Here is a 17475-nt window from a genome sequence, read left to right on the forward strand (position 1 = left end):
GTCCAAAGGGCCAGACATGACCACTCGTATCGACCGCCGCATGGCGAAGCTGAAGACCGAGGGCCGCCCGGCGCTCGTCACCTATTTCATGGGCGGCGACCCCGACTATGACACCTCGTTGTCGATCATGAAGGCGCTGCCGACGGCCGGCGCCGACATCATCGAACTTGGCATGCCGTTTTCCGACCCGATGGCTGATGGCCCGGCGATCCAGGCCGCCGGCCTGCGCGCGCTGAAAGGCGGCCAGACGCTGGTCAAAACTCTGAAGATGGCCGCCGAATTCCGGACCAGTGATGATGAGACGCCGATCGTGCTGATGGGCTACTACAACCCGATCTATATCTACGGCGTCGATCGCTTCCTGAAGGATGCCATTGTCAGTGGCATCGATGGCCTGATCGTCGTCGACTTGCCGCCGGAAATGGACGAGGAACTTTGTATTCCGGCCTTGAAGGCTGGCATCAACTTCATCCGCCTGGCGACGCCGACCACCGACGACAAGCGCCTGCCCAAGGTGCTGCAGAACACGTCCGGCTTCGTCTATTACGTCTCCATGACTGGTATCACCGGCTCGGCGCTGGCTGACACCGGCAAGGTGGCGGCGGCGGTCAAGCGCATCAAGGGCCATACCAACCTGCCGGTCTGCGTCGGCTTCGGTGTCAAGACCGCCGAACAGGCGCGTGTCATTGGCGCCAATGCCGATGGCGTCGTCGTCGGCACAGCGATCGTCAATGCGGTTGCCAATGTGCTGGGGCCGAAGGGCGAAAAGACCGCCGACCCCGCCGAGGCCGTCGCCACGCTGGTCAGCGGCCTTGCGCAAGGCGTGCGCTCTGCCCGCCTTGCTGCTGCCGAATAGTTCTCCTACCTCAAGTTTGTGCATGTCGCCCAAAACCGGTTCCCACTTTTGGGCGACATGCATTAGCAACTCTTCGTCAGGACAGGAGCCGAAGCGATGAACTGGATCACCAATTACGTTCGCCCGAAGATCAATTCGATGCTCGGCCGGCGCACCGACATGCCCGAGAATCTCTGGATCAAGGATCCCGAAACCGGCGAGATGGTGTTCCACAAGGATCTGGAATCCAACCAGTTCGTCATCCCGTCTTCCGGCCATCACATGAAGATCTCGGCCAAGGAGCGGCTGAAGTACTTCCTCGACGACGGCAAATACGAACAGCTCGAAAACCCGAAGGTGGTGCAGGATCCGCTGAAGTTCCGCGATGAGAAGCGCTACACCGACCGGTTGAAGGACGCCAAGGCCAAGACCGGGCTGGAAGACGCGATCGTCAACGCGCTGGGCACCATCGAAGGCCTGCCGGTGGTGGTGACGGTGCAGGATTTCGCCTTCATGGGCGGTTCGCTCGGCATGGCGGCCGGCGACGCCATCGTACACGGATTTGAGGTCGCCCTGCAGCGCAAGCGGCCGCTGATCCTGTTCGCCGCGTCCGGCGGCGCGCGTATGCAGGAAGGCATTTTGTCCCTCATGCAGCTGCCGCGCACAACGGTCGGCGTCGACCGGCTGAAGGAGGCCGGCCTGCCCTACATCGTCGTGCTGACCAACCCGACCACCGGCGGGGTCACCGCCTCCTATGCCATGCTGGGCGACGTGCACATTGCCGAGCCGGGCGCGCTGATCGGCTTTGCCGGACCGCGTGTCATCGAGCAGACCATCCGCGAGAAGCTGCCCGATGGCTTCCAGCGCTCCGAATATCTGATGGAGCACGGCATGGTCGACATGGTGGTGTCGCGGCTCGAGCTGCGCCAGACAATCGCGCGGCTGTTGAAGATGCTGCTCAAGATGCCGGAGGAGCAAAAGCCGCTGGAGCCGGAAATCCTGCCGCCGGCGGTGGTTGCGACCGAAGCCCGGCCGCAAGCCTGAGAATGCCACACTGTGCATGTCGCCCAAAAGTGACCTCGTTTTTGGGAAGACGACATGCACAAAACACGACTTTGACCGCCGCGAACCGCGATTGCGCCATGTCCATGGCGCGCTGTAGCCTTTTGACTGCCATGGCCATTCCGGATTGATTCTGGTGCTCGGGCCATGCGCCGGGATTTTGTCATGACAACGCTTGCCGCCGACCGCGAAATCGAAGCCCTGATGGCGCTTCACCCGAAAGGTTTCGACCTTTCGCTCGACCGCATCACGCGGCTTCTGGAGCGGCTTGGCAATCCGCAGGACTTGCTGCCGCCGGTCATCCACATCGCCGGCACCAACGGCAAGGGCTCCTGTGCCGCCTTTTCGCGCGCGCTGCTTGAAGCTGCCGGCCGTCTCGTGCATGTCCACACCTCGCCGCATCTGGTGAACTGGGCCGAGCGCTACAGGCTCGCCGCCGAGGGGGGTGGCAGACTCGTCGACGATGAGACCTTCGCCGAGGCCATTGCCCGCGTCGCCAAGGCCAATGACGGCCAGAAGATCACCGTCTTCGAGATACTCACCGCCGTTACCTTCATCCTGTTTTCGGAACATCCGGCCGATGCCGCCATCATCGAGGTCGGCCTCGGCGGCCGCTTCGACGCCACCAATGTCGTCACAAGGCCCGCCGTGTCGGTGATCATGCCGGTGTCGATGGATCATGAGGCCTATCTCGGCGACCGGGTCGAACTGATCGCGGCTGAAAAGGCCGGCATCATGAAGCGCGGCTGCCCCGTGGTGATCGGCGCTCAGGAAAGCGAGACGGCGCTGCAGGTGCTGATCGAGACCGCCGAGCGGCTGGAGTGCCCGACCTTCGTCTACGGCCAGGATTTCCTGGCCTTCGAGGAAAACGGCCGCATGGTCTACCAGGACGAGGATGGCCTGATGGACCTGCCGATGCCGCGGCTGCCCGGGCGCCACCAGTTCGCCAATGCGGCGGCGGCGATCGCCGCGGTCAAGGCGGCGGGCTTCGAGGTCAGCCACCGCGCGGTCGAAAAGGCGATGACCAATGTCGCCTGGCCCGGCCGCATGCAGAAGCTGGTGCAGGGCCGGCTGGCGGAGCTGGCGCCGAAGGGTGCCGATATCTGGCTCGACGGTGGCCACAATCCGGGCGCCGGCGTGGTCGTCGCCGAAGCGCTGGCCGATCAGGAAGAAAAGAACCCGCGCCCGCTGTTCCTCATTTCGGGCATGATCAACACCAAGGACCAGAGTGGCTATTTCCGCGCCTTCAAGGGCCTGGCCCGGCATGTCTATACCGTGCCGGTCAGCATGAGCGATGCCGGCGTGCCCAACGACGAACTGGCGGTCCGCGCCACGGAAGCCGGCCTGTCCGCCGAGCCGGTCAGTTCCGTCGCCAGCGCGCTGATGCTGCTGCGCGACACCTGGGACGGGCCGCCGCCGCGTATCCTGATCGGCGGATCGCTCTATCTGGCCGGCGCGGTGCTGGCCGAGAACGGCACGCCGCCGACCTGAGGCCGTTCATCGCTTAGTCAATGCGGCCGCTTACTTCAACTCGATCTCGATGAAAGCGTATTCGCCCTCATTGGCGCTGATGACGTCGTGTTCGACGCCCTCCTTACGGAAATAAGGCACGCCTTTCTTCATCTCGGCGAAGGTTTCGCCGTCCTTGGTTTCCAGCTTGAGTTTGCCGTCCATCAGCGGCACCACGACATAATCGTGGCCGTGGCGATGCCAGCCGGTGTTGTCGCCCGGCTGGAAGCGGTATTCGGTGACGATGACACGCTCATTGTCGATGAAGACGGTGGCCTTGGCGGATCCGGTCATGTCGCTCTCCCTGTTTCTGCTTCCCAGCAGAGGACATGGCGTGCCCTGATGTGAGGGCCAGAGCGGGCCAGCGCATGACCCAGAAAGGATCATGCGCCAAAGCGTCCTTGAGCGTCCAAGGACGCGCGGCGCTGTAGGTGACGCAAACAAAAAGCCCGGCACGATGGCCGGGCTTTGGATGTCGGAATTCAGTTGGATCAGGCGAGGCTGCCATTGATCCAGTGCGACAGGGCGGTCTTGGGCGCGGCACCGACCTTCATGTCGGCCACTTCGCCGCCCTTGAAGATCATCAGCGTCGGGATCGAGCGCACGCCGAACTGCGCGGCAAGCTCTGGATTCTCGTCGATGTTGAGCTTGGCGATCTTGACCTTGGCGCCGAGTTCCGAGGCGATCTCTTCCAGAGACGGGCCGATCATCTTGCACGGTCCGCACCATTCCGCCCAGAAATCGACCACAACCGGCACGTTGGCGTTGAGCACGTCGGCCTGGAAATTATTCTTGTCAACCTTGACGGTGGCACCCATCCGGAAAATCCTTTCGAGAGTTCTTTGTCGCACCAAATGTGGTGGTTGTCTGGCCCTTCTTCAAGCAGGTCTTGTGTCACGCTCCTGTGAGTCGGGCAAGGGCGTCATCCATGGCCTGGGCCGGCAATTCGATCAGCCTTGGCGCTTCGGTGAACAAGAGGGCCGCCTTCACCTCGCGTCCGGGATAAAGCGGCTGTAGCAGCGCGCGATAAAGCGCGAGCTGCAGCAGATAGGCCGGCGGGACTTCAGCCAGCGAGACAGGCGCCGGCCGGTTGGTCTTGTAGTCGACGATCGAAATCGTGTCGGCGGTCACCGCCAACCGGTCGATCTTGCCGGAAATGGAACGCCTTTTCCCCCTCACGTCCAGATTGCCCATGATCGCCACCTCGGCGCGCGACGAGGGCGCGAACAACTGCCCGAGGCGTGGGTCGTCGAGGATGGCGATGACCGATGCAAGGGCCCTGTCCCGTTCTGACGGCGGCCACGCGGCACCCGTTCGCGCGAGATAACGTTCGGCCGCGCCCTGGCGCGAGTTCTCGGCAATGCCGGGCAACATCTGCAGCAACTTGTGCAAAGCGAGCCCGCGCAGCACGGCAAAGCCCGGCTCGGCATCGGCGTCCAGCACCGGCGAAGCCCTGTCGACCACCGCTTCCTTGCCTTCGTCGATCAGCGCCGAGGCGCCGGATGGCGACAGCGGCCGCGGCAGGTCCTCAAAAGGTGGCAAGGGTCGGAACAGGGTCGCCGGCAACGGGTTAAAAGCACCGGCCTGCCGCGCCTGTTCACTGGCGCCCGGCGCGACGGGCGGCAGGTTGGTCACGTGAAAACGATGCACCGGGTCGCCGCCGGCGGGATGTGGACGCTGTTCGCTCTCGGGCGCACCGATCAAGGCGCGACTCACGATCGAATGCCAGGTGCCGGCATTCGGCGCCCGCTTGCCATGGTAGCCGCAGACGATCAGCCGATCCTCGGCACGGGTCATGCCGACATAGAGCAAGCGACGGTATTCGTCGTCGGCGAGTTCCCGTGCCCGCATCGCCGCGGCCTTGGAAAAGCCGTTGGCGACATCGCTGGCCGAGCGCCAGAGATAGCCCTTGCCGTCCCAGTATGTGCCCGAGCCCTTGAAAGGCATCAGGCGCGGCAGATGCTGGTCGCTGAACGGGGCGGAGCCGCCATCGACCAGGAACACGACCGGCGCCTCCAAACCCTTGGCCGCGTGCACGGTCATGACGCGGACCTCGTCACGGGTCTGGTCCATCTCGCGCTTGATCTCGGGACCGGCATTTTCCAGCGTCGACAGGAAGGCCTCCAGCCCAGGCAGGCCGGTCCGCTCCTCGGCAAGGCAGAAGCTCAGGAACTCGTCGAGAATATCGCCGGCCTCCGGCCCGAGCCGCGCGATCATTCTTTTACGCACGTGGTCGCGCGCCAGCAGGCCGGCATAGAATTCGAACACCGGCTTGAAGGCGGCCTCGTCGGCCCAGACGTCGAGTTGCGCGACAATCTTCGCCAGGCGCCCGTTTTCTTCGGCATGCTGGCGCAGCGATGTGGCCAGCGACAGGCCGGGCGCCCTCTGCGCGGCGAGTGTGAACAGCGTCTCCTCCGGCAAGTCGAAGATCGGGCTGCGCAGCACGGCGGCGAGCGACAGGTCGTCCTGCGGCTGGATCAGCAGATGGCCGAGCGCGATCAGGTCCTTGACCGCGATGTGGCCGGGCAGGCTTAGCCGATCGGCGCCGGCAACCGGAATGTCTCGGCGTTTCAAGGCGCGGGTCAGCGCATGGACGAAGCTGTCGCGCTTGCGCACCAGCAGCAGCACGTCGCCAGGCCGCAGCCGCTTGCCGCGGCCCTCGATGATTTCGCCCCTGCCGATCCAGCCGGCAATGGTGGCCGCCACATTCTCGGCAACACGCACCGCGGGTGCGTGGGCGTGGTCGATCGCCTGCGTCCAGTCGTCGGGCTCGTCGACGGCTTCAGTGCCGAGCGACGGCCAGACCTCGACATAGCCCGGCGCATCGGTGCGGATCGCCTTGTGGCTCAGCGGATCGGGATCGTGGCTGATGCCGCGCCGCACGACAGGATCGGCAAAGACGCGGTCGACGGCGGCCAGTACGTCGTCGGTCGAGCGGAACGACCAGGTCAGCTTGAGGTCGGCGAACGACGCCTCGGCATCGCGCACCCTGCCGGCGAACAACAGCCGGCTGTCGGCGAAGGAGTCGGGTGCCGCGCCCTGGAAGGAATAGATCGACTGCTTTTCGTCGCCAACGGCAAAGACCGTACGGTGGACCCTGTCGCGCGCACCGAACCCGGCGAAAAACTCCTCCGCCAGCCGCTTCACCACCTCCCATTGATCAGGGCTGGTGTCCTGCGCTTCGTCGAGCAGAATGTGGTCGATGCCCTGGTCGAGCTTGTATTGCACCCATGGGCCGGCGTCGGGCCGTGCCAGGAGATTGACCGTGCGGGTGATCAAATCGTTGAAGTCGAGAAAGCCGCGACTGCGCTTCAGCACCTCGTAGCGGGCGATCAGCCAGTCGGCGATGGTCAGCGCCGCGGCCGTGCCTTCCAGCATCCGGAACAGCGCCAGCCGGTCGACGGTTTCGATGATGGCGTTCGCGGCCGAGAGATAGCGTTCGGCCAGATCCGGCAGGCGGTCGGTCAGAGCCTTCTTGAACGCCTTTGCCGGATCATAGGGATCGCCATCGGTCTTGAGGAATGCTCTTGCGAGCAATTGCAGGCGGTGAATGGAATCGCTCTCCGCGAAGGCTTGGCGCGCATAGGGCAGGATGTTGTTCAACACCGACCTTGCGTCGGTGGATTCGGCGGCCTGGGCAAAGCCGGCGAAATAGTCGGGCAGGAAGCCGGGCAGGGGCCAGGCCGATGCCGCCAGGCCCTCGGCGGTCTGGCCGGGGCGGAAATGGAATTCATCGAACAAGGGTTGGAAACCGTCATGCCCAACGGCATCGAGAAAATGCCGCAACCCGTCCCGCTTGCGCACGATCTCGCCGAGCAATGCGTCGAGACCGGCCTCGCCGCCGCGCTCCAGCACAGTGGCGAAGGCGTCGGCCAGACCTGGATTGCCGGCAGTCGTACCGGAGATCATCTCGCGACGCGCGGCGGCGAACAGCGATGCCTCCATTTGGCCGTCGAGCATCTCGAAATGGGCCGGGATGTTGGCTTCCAGGGGAAATTGATGGAGCACGGATTCGCAGAAGGCATGGATGGTCTGGATCTTCAGCCCGCCCGGCGTTTCCAGCGCCTCGGCGAACAGGCGCCGCGCCCGGCGCATGGTGTCGCGATCGGGTCGGCGCCCCTCCAGTGTTTCGATCTTCACGGCCAGCTCGGCATCACCGAGCACGGTCCAGTCCGACAGCGTGGAAAAGACCCGGTTCGACATGTTGGCGGCGGCGGCGCGTGTATAGGTCAGACACAGGATCTTCGACGGGTCGGTGCCGTTGAGCAGCAGCCGGATGACGCGCTGGGCCAGCACATGGGTCTTGCCGGAGCCGGCATTGGCAGACACCCAGGCGGAGTTCATGGGATCGGCGGCGCGGGCCTGGCTGGTCGCGGTGTCGCTCGGGATAGGATAGGCCTTCTTCATGCCTCCCCTCCCTCGTCACCGGCATCGCCGCCGGCCGACCATTCGAGCACGCGGGCGAGGTGGTCGTAGTCGCCGTCGGTCTCGCCTTCGCGAAACGGCAGCGCGCGCGACAGATATCCGGTTTGCGGATCGATGTAGTGGACCAGCAGCTTTTCCAGCCGTGCCCAGGCTTCCTCGGCAAGATCGGCCGCGGTTCGCGGCTGCCGGTTGTGTTCGAGGATGGACTCCTCGAACACCTCGCCATTCGGCTTCAGCCGGACAAAGGCCAGTTGCGACGGCTCACGCGCGCCCAGATCCTTGAAGGCGCCGCGCCTCAGCAGAGCGCCCTCCAGCGCCAGTTGCGGCGCCAGCAGCGTGTGCGCCTGCGCCTTGGAGGGCGAGGAGCCAGTCTTGTAGTCCAGAATATCGGCCATGCCGCCGGCCAGCAGATCGACGCGGTCGGCGTAGCCGGACAGCGTGACGCCGGACTGTCCGACAGTGGTCTTCCCCGCCCTCTCCTCGGCATGCCGTTCGACCACCGCGTCGGCCCGCGTGCGCTCCCACTCGATGATGTTGGCGGCGAGCTTCTCGAAGCGCGGCCACCACACCGCCTCGACATCGGCCGGAAGGTCAGCCTCGGCAAAGCAGGCGCGGCCGGCGGCAATGAGGCCGGCCAGCGCCTCGGGCGCGCGCGGATCGGCCACCTCGGACGAGAACAGATGCAGGATGGCGTGGAACAGCGTGCCGCGCTCGGCCGCGCCGGGGTCTCGGATCACAGGATCGAGCGGCATCAGGCCGAGGATCCGTCTCGCGTAGACGGCGTAGGGATCACGGCGCAAGGTTTCGATCTCGGTGACCGAGAAATGCGTCGGGCGCACTGACAATGGCGGCTTCGGTTGCGGTCGTGGCGCGAAATCCTGCTTCGGTCCGGTATCGAGCGCACGGGCCCAGGCGAGCAGCTCGTCGCCGCGCCCGCGCAGGGTTGCCGCCTGCTCGTTGCCGATGAAGGTGAGCAGCCGCTGCAGCCAGCGCGATGGCACGGCAGGTGCGTCGCCGGAACGCGCCGAGCGGGCCAGCAAAACCTTCTTGGCACCCATGGCCATCTGGAAATCATGCGCGGCAAGGCCAATGCGCCGTTCCGGCGGTTCGAGATCGATGCCGGTCTTCATCAGCCGCGACATGAAGCGGTCGCTCTCGGGCTTGCGCGGCCACACACCTTCGTTGAGCCCGCCAATGACCAGCGTGTCGACATCCTGCAGCCGCGCTTCCAGCGCGCCCCAGATGGCGATGTTCCGGTCGGTGCCTTGCGCCGGCTTGACCGTTTCGGGCGCGATCAGCGCGTCCATCACATCGGGCCATTCGCTCGCCGCGAACGACAGCGTGGCCGAAGCGGCGACCAGCCCGCGCAGCAGTTCGGCAAGCTTTTCGCCGGCGTCACCGGCATAGAGGTCGGCAAGGCCGCCATCGGCGGCGCGGCCGAGATTTTCCAGGGCCACAACGCTGGCTTTGACCAAGGCGGCAAGATCGGCATCCCCCTGGCCGCGAAAGACCATCAGCGGAGCCAGGGCTTGCTTCAGACCTTCGAGCAAATTTCGCGCGCTTTCGATGGCGCGCACGGTCAGCCGGGAGAACCAGAAGGGCGGCCGGCTGTCATCATCCAGGCCGGTGAGGCGGGCCTCGAACAGTTCCGGCAGCGACGCGATGTCTGGGCGGCCGGTGCCGCCGCGCAGCGCCACCAGTTCGACCAGCTCCGCAGCATGGCGCGCATCGGCGCGTTCGAGACCGAGGCCTAGCAGCGGATGCTTGAGCAACGACAGCAGCCCGACCGGATCGCCAGGCCGGAACACTGCTTCGAGGGTCAACCGGAGCAGGCTGGCCGCGGGCGTGTTGGCGAGCGGCGTGCCGCCGGAATCGTCGGCGACAACGCCGAAGCGCTTGAGTTCGACCGAGACACGCCGCGCCAGCGCGCGATCGCCGGTGACGAGGGCAGCTCTTTGGCCCGGCTCCTCTACCGCCTGCCTCAGGGCGACGGCGATGGCGACGGCTTCGTCGCGTTCGCTGGCTGCTTCAAGCAGGGTCACGCCGGCGAAGGCGCCTGCAATATCGGGTGCCGAAAATCCATTGCGCGTTTCGGCCCATAATTCGGTGGTCTCGGCTGGCCGCAGTGCTTCGCCGACAAGCGCGGCGCGAAGCGCGAGGTGCGGTTCGGCCGCGCTGACTTCCTCGACATCCGAGCGCAGCACGCCGATCTTGCCGATCAGCCTGGCGAGGCCATATTGCGGGTGGCCAAGCACCGCAGGCCGTGCTCCGGGAGCGATGAGTGCCTGGAAGGATGCTTCGTCCAGCGCGCGGTCGAGCCCAGGCAGAACGATGGCGCCGCCGGGCAAGCGGGCGATCGCGGCAAGCAGCTCCGCCGTGGCCGGTATCGAGCCGGTGGAGCCGGCGGCGATGACCGGTCCGGCCGGCGGATTGCGCCGCAGCCGCGCCGCCTCGGAGCGGATCAGCGCGCTGCGATGCGCGGCCGGATTGGAGCGGTCGCTTTCACTGAGGAATTTCGGCCAGGCATCGGTGACGATGCCGAGGAATTCGAGCGTTACTTGCCACCAGCCGGCGAGGTTGCCGGTCACCAGATCGGCGAGCTTGGTCCAGTCGGTACCTTCCGTCTCGATCTCGTCCATCAGCGCCGCGAGATCGCGCGCCAGCCAGATCGCGTCCGCGGTGGAGGCGGGGATGACGATCTCCTCCGCGAAAAGCTTCGCCACATGCTCCGGCAGCCGGCGTTTCCAGGCGCGTACCAGCGGCGTCAGCAGCAGCAGGCGTTCGGTTGCCGAGATCGGCGGCGCGAGATCGATCGCCGCCGATGGCTCGGCATCGAACGCCGCTTCGTCCTCGTCGAACTCGCCGAGCGGACGGATGACCGGCAGGATCGCGGAACCGCCGCCGCCGCGGGCCGCGAGATTGTCGACGAAGACACCGCGCAAGGCGCGCGCGGCACGACGTGTCGGCACATAGATGGTGACATCGGCCAGAGCGAGCGGATCGCCATCGAAGCGAAATCCGGGAACCAGTCGACCGGCAAGCAGCGCCTCGGCCAGCGTCGGCAGAAACGGCGCTCCGGGGGGGATAGAGAAAACGCGGCCTGTGCCGCTCATTGCGACTCGGTCAGCGCGCCGGCGACTGCAGCTTCAGCGAGCGGAATGGCATCGGGCGTGCCGACAGTGATCCAGTGGCCGTGCAGCGGCATGCCGAACAGGCGGCCGGTGGCGATGGCTTTGTCGAAATAGGCGTTGAGCGAATGCGGTTCGGCGGATGCGTCCGCGAACAGGCGCGGATGGATGATCGCCGCGCCGGCATAGATCAGGCCTGCCGGATCCCCTTTTGAACGCCGCAGGGCACCGTCCGGCGCCACCAGGAAGTCGGTTGAGCCGCAGTGTCCGGTCGCCTGATGGAGATCCGCCAGCATCAGCAGAATATCCATTTTCGCGGCGTCCCATGCAAGGGCAAGGCGGCCGAGATTGAGCGGGCCGTGGTCGATCCAGAACGTGTCGGCGTTGAGGATGTAGAAAGGGTGTTCGCCCAGTTCGGGCAGCGCCTTGACGATGCCGCCGGCCGAATCGAGCAGCCGGTCGCTCTCATCGGAAATGACGATGCGGGGCTCATGGCGCGCCGCGACATGGGCAACGATCTGTTCGGGAAGATAGTGGACGTTGACGACGGCCTTGGCTACGCCGGCGGCGGCGAGGCTGTCGAGGCCCCAGTCGAGCAAGGTCTTGCCGGCGATCCTGACCAGCGGCTTGGGGATGGTGTCGGTGATCGGCCGCATGCGCTTGCCAAGCCCGGCGGCGAGCACGATGGCGGTATCCGGTCTTGTCACAGCGTTCGTTCCTCAAGCAGGCCGTGCGTGTCGTAGAAATCCTTCAAGCTGGCGAGCGCCGGATGGGACAGCGCCCGGCGCAGATAGTCGCGGATGCGCGGCAGGTGCCTGAGATAATAGGGTTTGCCGTCGCGTCTTTCGAGGCGCACGAAAATGCCGAGGATCTTCGAATTGCGCTGCGCGGCCATGATTGCATAGGCTTCCAGGAAGCTCGCTTCGTTGAACCCCCCTGCTGCATGTCGCGCCGCGACATAGGCATCGAGCGTCTGCTTTTCGATCTCGGGCGACAGGGTGACACGGGCATCCATGGCCAGCGAGGCGACGTCATAGGCCGACGGGCCGATAAGCGCGTCCTGGAAGTCCACGATGCCCAACCGGTCATGCCCGGAGCGGTCGCCGCGCCAGATGATGTTGGGCGAATGGAAGTCGCGCAGCATCAGCGTGTATTCGCTTCCCCGCAGCCGGTCGAAAAGCGCGTTCCATTGCCTGGCGTAGCCCGTGCGCAGATCCTCGCTGGCCGCGCCACCCGATATCGCCGGCACGTACCAGTCGACCAAAAGATCGGCTTCGATCATCATCGCGTCGCGGTCGAAGGGTGGCACCTCGTGGAAGCTGCCCGATCCGGCCTCCAGGCGTTGCGGCCAGGTCTTGCGGTGCATCATGGCCAGCAGTTCGGCGGCCGCCGCATAACGCTCGGCCACCGGCTCGCCGTCCTTGCCGAGAAATCCTTCGGAACCGAGATGCTCGAGCAGCAGAAAACCCTGGTCCTGGTCCTCGGCATGGATTTGCGGAACACTGACGCCGCCGGCCTTCAAGGCGCGGTCGATGGCGACGAAGGCGGAGACAGACTGGGCGGTGTGCGCGATCACGGCATAGGGCTTGCCGTCGCGCACCGGCGGGCCGAGCACCAGCCGCGGCGAGTTCATCAGCACGCGCGGCTCCTGGCCGGCAAGGGTCACGATCTCATAGGAACGGGCCGAGGCATCGCCGATGAAATGGCGGCGCCGCGCTGTCCCCCAGCCGGCGCTGTCGAGAAAATCGCGCATGGCCAGGGACCGCGCCGCCCGCTCGAAGGCCGCCCCTTGCCCAGACAGCCGCGCCAGCCGCCCTTCGCCATGCTGGACGAGTTCGATCGACAGCGCTGTCTTCGGCAGATAGCCCTCCGCCCGTTCGGGCCATTCGACCAAGGCTGCCCCTTGCGCCAACGCTTCATCGAAGCCGAGTTCGTCGAGCTCGCTCGCGGACGCCAGGCGGTAGAGGTCGAAATGATGCACCGGAATGCGCGTGTCGTAGCTCTGCACCAAAGTGAAGGTCGGGCTCGGCACGTCGAGGCCGGCATCGTCCGCAAGCGTCCGGATCAGCGCCCGCGCGAGTGTCGACTTGCCGGCGCCGAGATCGCCTTTGAGCGCCAGCACATCGCCGGCACGCAGCGCCAGCGCCAGATCCTCGCCCAGCCGCGCGGTCTGTGTCTCATCAGGGAGCAAACGCTCCAGCACAAGCCCCGTCATCGAGCGCGCTACTCGGCCGCGGCGCGGATGCCGGGCATGTCGGGGAAGGTGCAGATGACGGTCGTGCCCTTGTCCTTGCCGGTTTCGATGCGAACGCCGCCGCCATGCAGTTCAACGAAGCTCTTGACGATCGACAGGCCTAGGCCGGCGCCGCGCCTGCGGCCGCCATTGGTACGCGGTTCGAAGCGGCGGAACACCGAATCCAGCACGTCCGGCGGCATGCCGGGGCCGTCGTCATGAACCGAGAATTCCACCCCGTCCGCCAACTGGCGGCAGGCGAGCCGGATGCTGCTGGCTTCCGGCGCGTAGTTGGCGGCGTTGCTGAGCAGATTGTAGAGGATCTGGCGGATGCGGGTTTCATCACCGTGGAACGTCTTCGGTGCAGCAGCGGCATCGACCTCGAGTCGGATCGAGTGCTCCTGCAGCCGGTCGGCAACCAGTTCCGCCGCCGCCGCGATGGTGCGGTCGACATGAACCTCTGAAATGTCGAGCTGCATGATGCCCGCGTCGACGGTCGCAAGGTCCAGTATGTCGTTGACGATGGTCAGCAGGACCGAGGAGGACGAGCTGACATGCTCGACATATTCGCGCTGCTTTTGATTCAGCGGGCCCGTCGTGGGCACTGAAAGCAGTTCGGTGAAGCCGATGATGTTGGTCAGCGGTGAGCGCAGTTCGTAGGACACGTGCTGGACGAAGTCGTTCTTGAGCTGATCTGACTTTTCCAGCGCCTCGTTCTTGTCCTTCAGCGCGCGTTCGACGCGGACGCTGTCGGTGACGTCAACGAAGGTCATCATCACTTGCCCGTTGGGCAGTGGAATCACGGCGTAACGCAGCACGGTGCCGTTATTGAGCTCGCTCTGCCCGTGACGGTCGCGGCGCTCGTCGTCGAACCCGGTGATGGCGGCGACGAAGCCAGGCCAGGGACTGTCGACCGCCTGCCGGTCGCAAAGATCACGGATCGTCGACACGTGCACGTTGGGCTTGGCGGCGTCCGCGCTCAGCCCCCACAGCGTGGCAAAGGCCGGGTTCGACAGCCGCAGTCGGCCATCGGGACCGAACACCGCCACGCCCTCGGCGAGATTGTCGAGCGTTTCGCCCTGGACCCGCACCGCGGTCCGGTAGCGGCTTTCCAGGTCCATCTTCTCGGTCAGGTTCTCGAACACCCAGGTGACGCCGCCCTTGGGCTGCGGGTTGGCAACGACGCGAATGGTCTTGCCATCCGGCAGATGCCACCAATGTTCCTGCGATTCGACCGCGCGGTAGGCGCCGAGCAGGCCTTCCTTCCAGCGGCGCCATTCGGGTTGTTCGGCGATCTTGCCTTCGCTGCGCAGCCGGTCGAGCAAAAGCGCATTGTCTGGAGCGCTGTGCAGGAAGCCGCTGTCGAGCCCCCACAGCTTCTGGAACGCCTGGTTGAAGAAGCGCAGCTTCTCGTCGGTGTCGAAGATGGCGACCGCGGTGTTGAGCTGGTCGAGCGTATCGGCGTGGCTGCGCACCGTCCGCTCATATTCGCCGCGGATGGTCTCGATCGCGCTGGTGTCGCAGGCAAGGCCGGCCGAACCGTCGCCGCCGGCGAAGTCGGTCACCGCGAACACGCGGCGGTCGCCTTCGATCACAGTGGAAAGCGACTGCTCGAAGACCGGATGCGATTTGTGTTGGGCGGCAATGGCCTCGCGCGCCTGGCCGCCAAGAAATTCCTTGGCGTCGCGGACGGCGGCTTCCGCGCTTTCGGCTTCGACCGCGTCGGCATAGGCCCGGTTGACCCATTTCAGGCGTCCGTGCTCGTCGCGCAGCCACGCCGGCATCTTCAGCGCCTCGAGCAGGCCGATCATCGTGTCATGGTCGGCGGCCAGACGCTGATTCTCGATCTTCAGGCGGGCCTGGCTGCGCTGCGTCTCGGAAAGCGAGACAAACCGCACCAATATATGCGCGGCACTCTTGCGGCCATGCACTTCGAGCGGTGCGCCAGCCTGCGATTCAATGACCAGGTCGAAAGGCCTCGCCTTTTCGCGCAAACCCGCGATCGCATGTTCGAGTGCCGCCGCCGAGCGCGGCATCAGCCAGCGGCCGAAGGCGAGGAAAGCCGCTCGCTCTTCCGGGGCGCCGCTTTCGACCGGCAATGTGCCAACGAGCTCGGGTTTCTTGTTCTCCGAGGCCCAGACGACCACGCGCTGGTCGCGCAGATTGAGCAATGCTTCCGACCGGCGCAGTGCCGCGTTGACGTCGGCGACGCGGCTTCTCAGTTCGACATTCTCCGCCGAGGTGCGGGCCCGTTCGCGGATGAGAACGATGGCTGACAGCAGCGCCGCGCCCGTCACGCCGACGAACACCGCAAGCTGCATGACTTCGACCGTGCTGATCGACAGGCCGGCGGTCGCCACGGCGGCGGTCTCGGCATGCGCCACGGCACCGGCCAAAGGCCAGGCCAGTGCTGAACCGGCCAGCAACAGTCCCGCGCGGGCGCGCCATGAAAGGCGTCCGCCCTGGATGGCCGAGCCTAAGGCCCCCGAATCGTCATGGCCGCCGGAAACGGCCGATCCCGCTCCGTGCGGGTTTTGCCCCGGCATGTCTTGGTCCTCTCCGCCGCCTGAATGCAAGACCGCCCTGAAACGCGCCTCTCTGATCCCCTCTCGGGCCGGAAGCGTCGCGAATCACCTGACAATAAACCCTCGCCGAATCGCCGTGAAGGCTGATCCCGCGCAAAAATAAAGCCGGGCGAAAAGTCAATCGCCCGGCGTCAATATATGGTAGTAAATTTAGCTTTGGTTAATAGCGGTAGTGTTCCGGCTTGAACGGACCCTGCGGCGTGACGCCGATATAGGCGGCCTGCTCACCCGACAGTTCGGTCAGGCGGGCGCCGAGCTTGTCGAGATGCAGGCGCGCGACCTTCTCGTCGAGATGCTTGGGCAGGACATAGACCTGGTTCTGGTACTGCTCGCCCTTGGTGAACAGCTCGATCTGGGCCAGAACCTGATTGGTGAAGGAGGCCGACATGACGAAACTCGGATGGCCGGTGGCATTGCCGAGATTGAGCAGGCGGCCTTCCGACAAGAGGATCATCCGCTTGCCGTCCGGGAAGGTGATCATGTCGACCTGCGGCTTGACATTGGTCCATTTCAGATTGCGCAGCGACGCCACCTGGATCTCGTTGTCGAAGTGGCCGATGTTGCCGACGATCACCATGTCCTTCATCGACCGCATGTGGTCGAGGGTGACGACGTCCTTGTTGCCGGTGGTGGTGATGACGATGTCGGCGGTCGGAGCCGCGTCTTCCAGCGTGACGACTTCAAAGCCGTCCATCGCCGCCTGCAGGGCGCAGATCGGATCGACCTCGGTGACCTTGACGCGGGCGCCGGCGCCCTTGAGCGAGGCGGACGAGCCCTTGCCGACGTCGCCATAACCGCAGACGACCGCGACCTTGCCGGCCATCATCGTGTCGGTGCCGCGGCGGATGCCGTCGACCAGCGATTCCTTGCAGCCGTATTTGTTGTCGAACTTCGACTTGGTGACCGAGTCGTTGACGTTGATGGCCGGGAAGGGCAGCAGGCCCTTCTTCTGCAACTGGTAAAGCCGGTTGACGCCGGTGGTCGTCTCTTCGGTGACGCCGCGGATCGCCGCCTTCTGCTTGGTGAAGAAGCCGGGCGAAGCCTTCAGGCGCTTCTTAACCTGGGCGTAGAAATATTCCTCTTCCTCGCTCTGCGGGTTGGACAGCACGTCCTCGCCGGCCTCGGCGCGGGCGCCGATCAGGATGTACATGGTGGCATCGCCACCGTCGTCGAGGATCATGTTGGAGAGGCCGCCGTCGGGCCACTGGAAGATCCGGTCGGTGTAGTCCCAGTACTGTTCGAGGCTCTCGCCCTTGACGGCGAAGACAGGAATGCCGGCCTCGGCGATCGCCGCGGCGGCATGGTCCTGGGTCGAGAAGATGTTGCAGGACGCCCAGCGGATATCAGCGCCGAGCGCCTTCAGCGTCTCGATCAGCACCGCGGTCTGGACGGTCATGTGCAGCGAGCCGGTGATGCGCGCGCCCTTCAGCGGCTTCTTGGCGCCGAACTCCTCGCGGCAGGCCATCAGGCCCGGCATTTCGGTTTCGGCGATATCGAGTTCCTTGCGACCCCAGCCGGCAAGCGAGATGTCGGCGACCACATAATCCTTGCTACCCGTCATGGCAGTGCTCCGATGCGAATTGTTATGCCGCGAATTGGTTGCGGATGCGCCCGCGCCGGTTGGCGCGTCGAAGGGCGCGAATTGCTGGCCTGACTAGCAGATCGATGTCGAAACGACAATGGGATATAAAGAAATCT

At 65.3% G+C, this 17475-nt stretch carries 11 protein-coding genes; 3 read left to right on the forward strand and 8 right to left on the reverse strand.

The window, feature by feature from the left end; genetic code table 11:
* Window positions 1-16: 16 nt before the first annotated feature.
* The 3 genes from trpA (at window position 17) to AC1VON_RS06620 (ending at window position 3388) form a co-directional block, all read left to right on the forward strand.
* The gene (gene trpA / locus AC1VON_RS06610) at window positions 17-856 is read left to right on the forward strand and encodes a tryptophan synthase subunit alpha (RefSeq protein ID WP_172347372.1); all 840 of its coding nucleotides are present in this window, start codon (window positions 17-19) and stop codon (window positions 854-856) included.
* A 96-nt stretch (window positions 857-952) separates the two neighbouring features.
* Window positions 953-1879: an acetyl-CoA carboxylase, carboxyltransferase subunit beta gene (gene accD / locus AC1VON_RS06615; protein WP_172347371.1), complete on the forward strand. Its 927-nt coding sequence runs from the start codon at window positions 953-955 to the stop codon at window positions 1877-1879.
* Window positions 1880-2062: 183 nt separating this feature from the next.
* A complete protein-coding gene (locus AC1VON_RS06620) occupies window positions 2063-3388 on the forward strand; it encodes a bifunctional folylpolyglutamate synthase/dihydrofolate synthase (protein ID WP_483121058.1) in 1326 nt (441 codons plus the stop codon).
* A 30-nt stretch (window positions 3389-3418) separates the two neighbouring features.
* On the opposite strand, the gene AC1VON_RS06625 is transcribed toward AC1VON_RS06620, so the two are convergent.
* The 8 genes from AC1VON_RS06625 to ahcY all read right to left on the reverse strand — a co-directional run bounded on the left by AC1VON_RS06625 (window position 3419) and on the right by ahcY (window position 17338).
* Window positions 3419-3700 carry a cupin domain-containing protein gene (locus tag AC1VON_RS06625; protein ID WP_056569023.1) on the reverse strand — a complete coding sequence of 94 codons (282 nt, stop codon included), beginning with the start codon at window positions 3698-3700 and terminating at the stop codon, window positions 3419-3421.
* A 197-nt stretch (window positions 3701-3897) separates the two neighbouring features.
* Entirely contained in the window at window positions 3898-4224 is a 327-nt protein-coding gene (gene trxA / locus AC1VON_RS06630; RefSeq protein WP_115141308.1) for a thioredoxin, read from the reverse strand.
* A gap of 76 nt (window positions 4225-4300) precedes the next feature.
* Entirely contained in the window at window positions 4301-7813 is a 3513-nt protein-coding gene (gene addA, locus AC1VON_RS06635) for a double-strand break repair helicase AddA (RefSeq protein WP_483121061.1), read from the reverse strand.
* Window positions 7810-10944: a double-strand break repair protein AddB gene (gene addB, locus AC1VON_RS06640; RefSeq protein WP_483121062.1), complete on the reverse strand. Its 3135-nt coding sequence runs from the start codon at window positions 10942-10944 to the stop codon at window positions 7810-7812. Before addB ends, addA begins: the two co-directional genes overlap by 4 nt.
* Window positions 10941-11666 (reverse strand): nucleotidyltransferase family protein, encoded by a 726-nt coding sequence (locus AC1VON_RS06645; protein WP_483121064.1) that lies wholly within the window; start codon window positions 11664-11666, stop codon window positions 10941-10943. The genes addB and AC1VON_RS06645 overlap by 4 nt, the downstream gene beginning before the upstream one ends.
* Window positions 11663-13174 (reverse strand): tRNA (adenosine(37)-N6)-threonylcarbamoyltransferase complex ATPase subunit type 1 TsaE, encoded by a 1512-nt coding sequence (gene tsaE / locus AC1VON_RS06650; protein WP_483121066.1) that lies wholly within the window; start codon window positions 13172-13174, stop codon window positions 11663-11665. The genes AC1VON_RS06645 and tsaE overlap by 4 nt, the downstream gene beginning before the upstream one ends.
* A gap of 8 nt (window positions 13175-13182) precedes the next feature.
* Complete coding sequence (locus tag AC1VON_RS06655; RefSeq protein ID WP_483121068.1) at window positions 13183-15738, reverse strand: sensor histidine kinase; 2556 nt, start codon at window positions 15736-15738, stop codon at window positions 13183-13185.
* 199 nt (window positions 15739-15937) lie between these two features.
* Window positions 15938-17338 carry an adenosylhomocysteinase gene (gene ahcY / locus AC1VON_RS06660; protein ID WP_483121070.1) on the reverse strand — a complete coding sequence of 467 codons (1401 nt, stop codon included), beginning with the start codon at window positions 17336-17338 and terminating at the stop codon, window positions 15938-15940.
* Window positions 17339-17475: the final 137 nt, after the last annotated feature.

The organism is Mesorhizobium sp. HAY1-8B (assembly GCF_056868045.1).

Bases quoted from the DNA above. Each gene is read 5' to 3' on its own strand.
- addA (WP_483121061.1), bottom strand. From the start codon at position 7,813: ATGAAGAAGGCCTATCCTATCCCGAGCGACACCGCGACCAGCCAGGCC.
- AC1VON_RS06620 (WP_483121058.1), top strand. From the start codon at position 2,063: ATGACAACGCTTGCCGCCGACCGCGAAATCGAAGCCCTGATGGCGCTT.
- ahcY (WP_483121070.1), bottom strand. From the start codon at position 17,338: ATGACGGGTAGCAAGGATTATGTGGTCGCCGACATCTCGCTTGCCGGC.
- AC1VON_RS06625 (WP_056569023.1), bottom strand. From the start codon at position 3,700: ATGACCGGATCCGCCAAGGCCACCGTCTTCATCGACAATGAGCGTGTC.
- AC1VON_RS06655 (WP_483121068.1), bottom strand. From the start codon at position 15,738: ATGCCGGGGCAAAACCCGCACGGAGCGGGATCGGCCGTTTCCGGCGGC.
- addB (WP_483121062.1), bottom strand. From the start codon at position 10,944: ATGAGCGGCACAGGCCGCGTTTTCTCTATCCCCCCCGGAGCGCCGTTT.
- trpA (WP_172347372.1), top strand. From the start codon at position 17: ATGACCACTCGTATCGACCGCCGCATGGCGAAGCTGAAGACCGAGGGC.
- trxA (WP_115141308.1), bottom strand. From the start codon at position 4,224: ATGGGTGCCACCGTCAAGGTTGACAAGAATAATTTCCAGGCCGACGTG.
- tsaE (WP_483121066.1), bottom strand. From the start codon at position 13,174: ATGACGGGGCTTGTGCTGGAGCGTTTGCTCCCTGATGAGACACAGACC.
- accD (WP_172347371.1), top strand. From the start codon at position 953: ATGAACTGGATCACCAATTACGTTCGCCCGAAGATCAATTCGATGCTC.